At 59.6% G+C, this 4,263-nt stretch carries 1 protein-coding gene and 1 pseudogene; both read left to right on the top strand.

The genetic code is table 11. The annotated features are described in order from the left end of the window. Positions 1–979 (top strand): DNA helicase II (locus tag M3O22_08705; protein MDP9196820.1); only part of this gene is annotated, 979 nt, incomplete at its 5' end. 620 nt (positions 980–1,599) lie between these two features. Continuing rightward, positions 1,600–4,104: pseudogene (locus M3O22_08700) on the top strand (FAD-dependent oxidoreductase). The last annotated feature ends 159 nt before the right edge of the window (positions 4,105–4,263 follow it).

Genomic DNA, 4,263 nt, shown 5'->3' with positions numbered 1-4,263 from the left:
GATCATCAACGTGCCAAAACGGGGGATTGGCGATGCAACGGTCCAGCAGCTGCACCAGGCCGCCCGGACTCTTGGTGTGTCCATGTTTGAGACTGCGGCCCGCCTGGTGGAAACGGACGAGCTGAAGCCAAAGATGCGCACGACCCTGCGCCAGCTGGTAGGCCAGTTCGATCACTGGCGGTCGGCCTCTGTATCACACATGGAACTAGCCCAGATGGTGCTGGACGAATCCGGCTACACCGACATGTGGAAACAGGACAAATCGCCCGAGACGCAGGGCCGGCTGGAAAACCTGAAGGAACTGGTCAACGCCATGGGCGAGTTCGAGACCCTGGAAGGGTTTCTGGAGTACGTCAGCCTGGTCATGGACGCCAACGAGGGCAGCAGCACAGACATGGTCAGCATCATGACCCTGCATGGGGCCAAGGGGCTGGAGTTCAACACGATCTTCCTGCCCGGGTGGGAGGAGGGGGTCTTCCCTGGTCAGCGGTCGCTGGAAGAAAGCGGATTGTCAGGGCTGGAGGAGGAACGCCGCCTGGCCTATGTGGGCCTGACGCGCGCGCGGGTATTCGCCTGCATCACCCACGCGGCCCGCCGGATGGTGCGCGGCCTGTGGAGCGACAGCATCCCCTCCCGCTTTATCGGCGAAATTCCGGCGCAGTACGCGGAGGTCGAGACAGGGACTCCGGCGTATGGCGGCTTTGGTGATTTGGGCCGCTGGGGCGGTGGCTACAAGGTCGATCCGCCCCGCATGGGAACACGCTCGTCGCCCGGACTTCTGGAAGGCGTGTCGTACAGGGTGCAAGCTAGGCCCGCCCAGGCTGAAGGGGCATTTACCTCCGGCATGCGGGTATTCCATGAAAAATTCGGCGCGGGCCAGGTGATGGCCGTGGAAGGTGACAAGCTGGACATCGCCTTTGACCGGTCCGGCCGCAAAAAAGTCATGGCCGGGTTTGTCAGGGTAGGGGAGGGGGAGTAAAATACCTGCCTGACCGGGAACCTGTCAGTGAAGAGCGGGCTTTGGGCCTGTATCTTCAGCCTGAGGTGCCCTTTCATGGCTGGTTTGCGGCTGTTTCTGGTCCATCAGCCTGAGCCATTTTTTCTGTTTCTGGCTGGTAATGGCGGAAACAGCACCCAACAGGACACAGCTTACCAGAAAGCTGATAAATGTTTTTTCTGAAATAACCCCGGCATTCCGGGATGTTTCATCAATGAAACTGCACGTCTATGAGGCCAGAGTCAGAAGCAGAGATATGCCTGTAACGGCAGCCGCAGGAACGATGCCTTTTTGGGCCCAGTTCTTGTATCTTCTCCAGGCCAGCTCAATTTCTTCCTGTCTTTTTGTCAGAAGTCCCTGATTATGAACAGCCTGAACTGTGAGTGAACTTTCTGGTTCTTTATGGTGTGCCATAAAACCTCCAGGCTGTACGAAAGGAATTCGCCTACGGCATTTCTATCATGCATTTGTGAAAGAAAAATAAATTTGATACCGTCAGAGATCTATTCATAGTCCCTTCAGGATACAGTCCTGTTTTATTTACATCTACAGCCAGCTGCACTTTCTTTGCGTCCGTTGCAGGGGCGTGATAAACCGCCCCTATGGAAAGCAGTCTGATCCTGTCGTTTGGCCTTGAATTCAGCGACCTGTATACCCGCGAGGGGCTGGTGCGGCTGGATCTGGAATTCTGTGCGTTTCTTGAGCAGACGGATGCGGATCTGGCGCGCCGGTTCCTGCTGGCGCGGGCGCAGCCGGAGGCACTGGACAAAAAGGCTGAAAGCGACCTGCTGGTAGCTCTGGCGCCCCATGCCGAGGATTTTATCGGCCAACTGTTTGGTATCGGGCTGGAGGTGACGGCGCTGGCGCAGCGGCACCATGAGCTGGCTCCCCTGTACAGCGTCAAGCGCCAGTTCGTGCAGCGACGCGCTGCCAAAGCATTCCCGGTGGAGGAGGTCCTGTCCTGGAACGCCACGAACCTGACGCAGCGCCTGGAATCCCGGGTGGAGTTCCCCCTCAATGCGAGCCGGGACAGCGAGCTGGTCCTGGCCCATTTTATCAGCATCCTGCTGGAGGACGAGGCGGCCCATGCTGAAGATCTCGATCTGGCCCTGCGGTATTCTGCCTGGGCCCTGTACAGCCCGGAGGGGCGAGCACGCCACAGCAAAGGCCTGCTGTTCCAGGTGCCCCACAAAATCGACCCGCAGCATCTGGTGCCGGTGGAAAAATTCGAACGCGATGGTGTGACCATGCTGCGCATGCCGGTGGAGCGTCACCGCCTGCGCGAGGGGTTTGACCTGACCGATCCGGGCACGGATCTGGCCGGTGCACTGGACCAGGCCAACTACTGCATCTGGTGCCATAATCAGGGAAAAGACAGCTGCTCCACCGGCATGCGGGACCGCAAAACGGGCGCATTCCAGAAAAACACCCACGGCGTCACCCTGGCGGGCTGTCCGCTGGACCAGAAAATTTCCGAGATGAACATGCTCAAGGCGCAGGGCGTACCCATCGGCGCCCTGGCCATGGTGGTGGTGGACAACCCCATGTGCGCGGCCACGGGCCACCGCATCTGCAACGACTGCATGAAGGCCTGCATCTACCAGAAGCAGGAGCCGGTGGATATTCCCCAGGCCGAGACGCGCACCCTGAAAGACGTGCTGGAGCTTCCCTGGGGGTTCGAGATCTATAGTCTGCTCACGCGCTGGAACCCGCTGAACCTGCGCCATCCGCTGCCGAGGCCAGCCTCGAATCGCACGGTCCTTGTGGCCGGCATGGGCCCGGCGGGCTTTACCCTGTCCCATTACCTGATGAACGACGGGCACCGGGTCGTGGGTGTGGATGGCCTGAAGATCGAGCCGCTGCCGGAGCAGTGGGTGGGGAAAAAGTCTTTTCCCTGTCATCCTGAGCGCAGCGAAGGATCTTTCCTTCAGAAAAAAGATCCTTCAGTCGCTTCGCTCCCTCAGGATGACAGCAAAAGTGTTTTCCAGCCCATTTATGATATAAAAACCCTCCACGAGCGCCTCAGCGACCGGGTCATGGCTGGTTTTGGCGGCGTGGCGGAATACGGCATTACCGTGCGCTGGGACAAGAATTTCCTGCGCATCATCCGTCTGCTGCTGGAGCGGCGGTCTGAATTTACCCTGCACGGCGGGGTGCGGTTCGGCGGAACGCTGACAGTCGAACAGGCCTTTGCCATGAGCTTTGACCACATCGCCCTGTGCATGGGTGCGGGAAAGCCCACCGTCATTCCCATGAAAAACGGGCTGGCGCGGGGCGTACGCCAGGCCTCGGACTTTCTGATGACCCTGCAGCTGACGGGTGCGGCCCGGAAAGACTCCCTGGCCAGTCTGGAGGTCCAGCTGCCCGTGGCGGTGATTGGCGGCGGCCTGACGGCCATCGATACGGCCACTGAGGCACTGGCTTATTATCCGGTGCAGGTGGAAAAGTTTCTGTCGCGTTATGAAACCCTGGTGGCGGAGCAGGGGGAAGAGGCTGTCCGCCGTGGCTGGACCGAAGAGGAACGCCAGACTGCTGATACTTTCATCGCCCACGCCCGGGAACTGCGCAAGGTGCGCGGAACGTCGCAGGTGCGCAAGTTGCTGGACTCCTGGGGCGGTTCAACAGTCGTGTACCGGCGCGCCTTTACGGAAAGCCCCGCGTACACCCTGAATCACGAGGAAGTGGCCAAAGCCATGGAAGAGGGGATCCGGTATGTGGAAAACGCCACGCCCTTGGCAGTGGAACTGGACCAGTACGGCCATGCGGCGGGACTGCGGGTCAGGACCGGAGAGCAGGAAGTCATTATCTCCGCCCGCACTATCCTCGTGGCTGCCGGAACACAACCGAATACAGTGCTGGCGCGGGGACAGGACAATGCTTCTGCCTTTCCGCTTCACGGCCGACATTTCCAGGCGCTGGACGAACAGGGGCAGCCGGTTATGCCGGAACGTGTGGCAAAACCGGAGCAGGCCCATGTACTGATGTCCCGCACGGATGATGGTCGCTGGATCAGCTTTTTCGGGGACCTTCACCCGTCCTTTTCCGGCAATGTAGTCAAGGCCATGGCCAGCGCGAAACGGGGATACCCTGTGATCTCACGGGTGCTGGAGACGCTGAAGGGCGAGAAATAATTTCAAAAAATGCATCTATGCTGCCCGTGAATCAGCACCCCGTTGCAGGAGAGAAAAATGACAGGTCAGTGGCAGGTTATGTCGGACGCCCAATTTGATCAGGCGACAGGGTATCTGGGGCAGGGTGCAGCAGAT

Source organism: Pseudomonadota bacterium (genome assembly GCA_030775045.1).
GTDB lineage: Bacteria > Pseudomonadota > Alphaproteobacteria > JALYJY01 > JALYJY01 > JALYJY01.
Note: the sequence above shows the minus strand (reverse complement) of the source record. Positions and strands in the feature narration are given on the sequence as shown.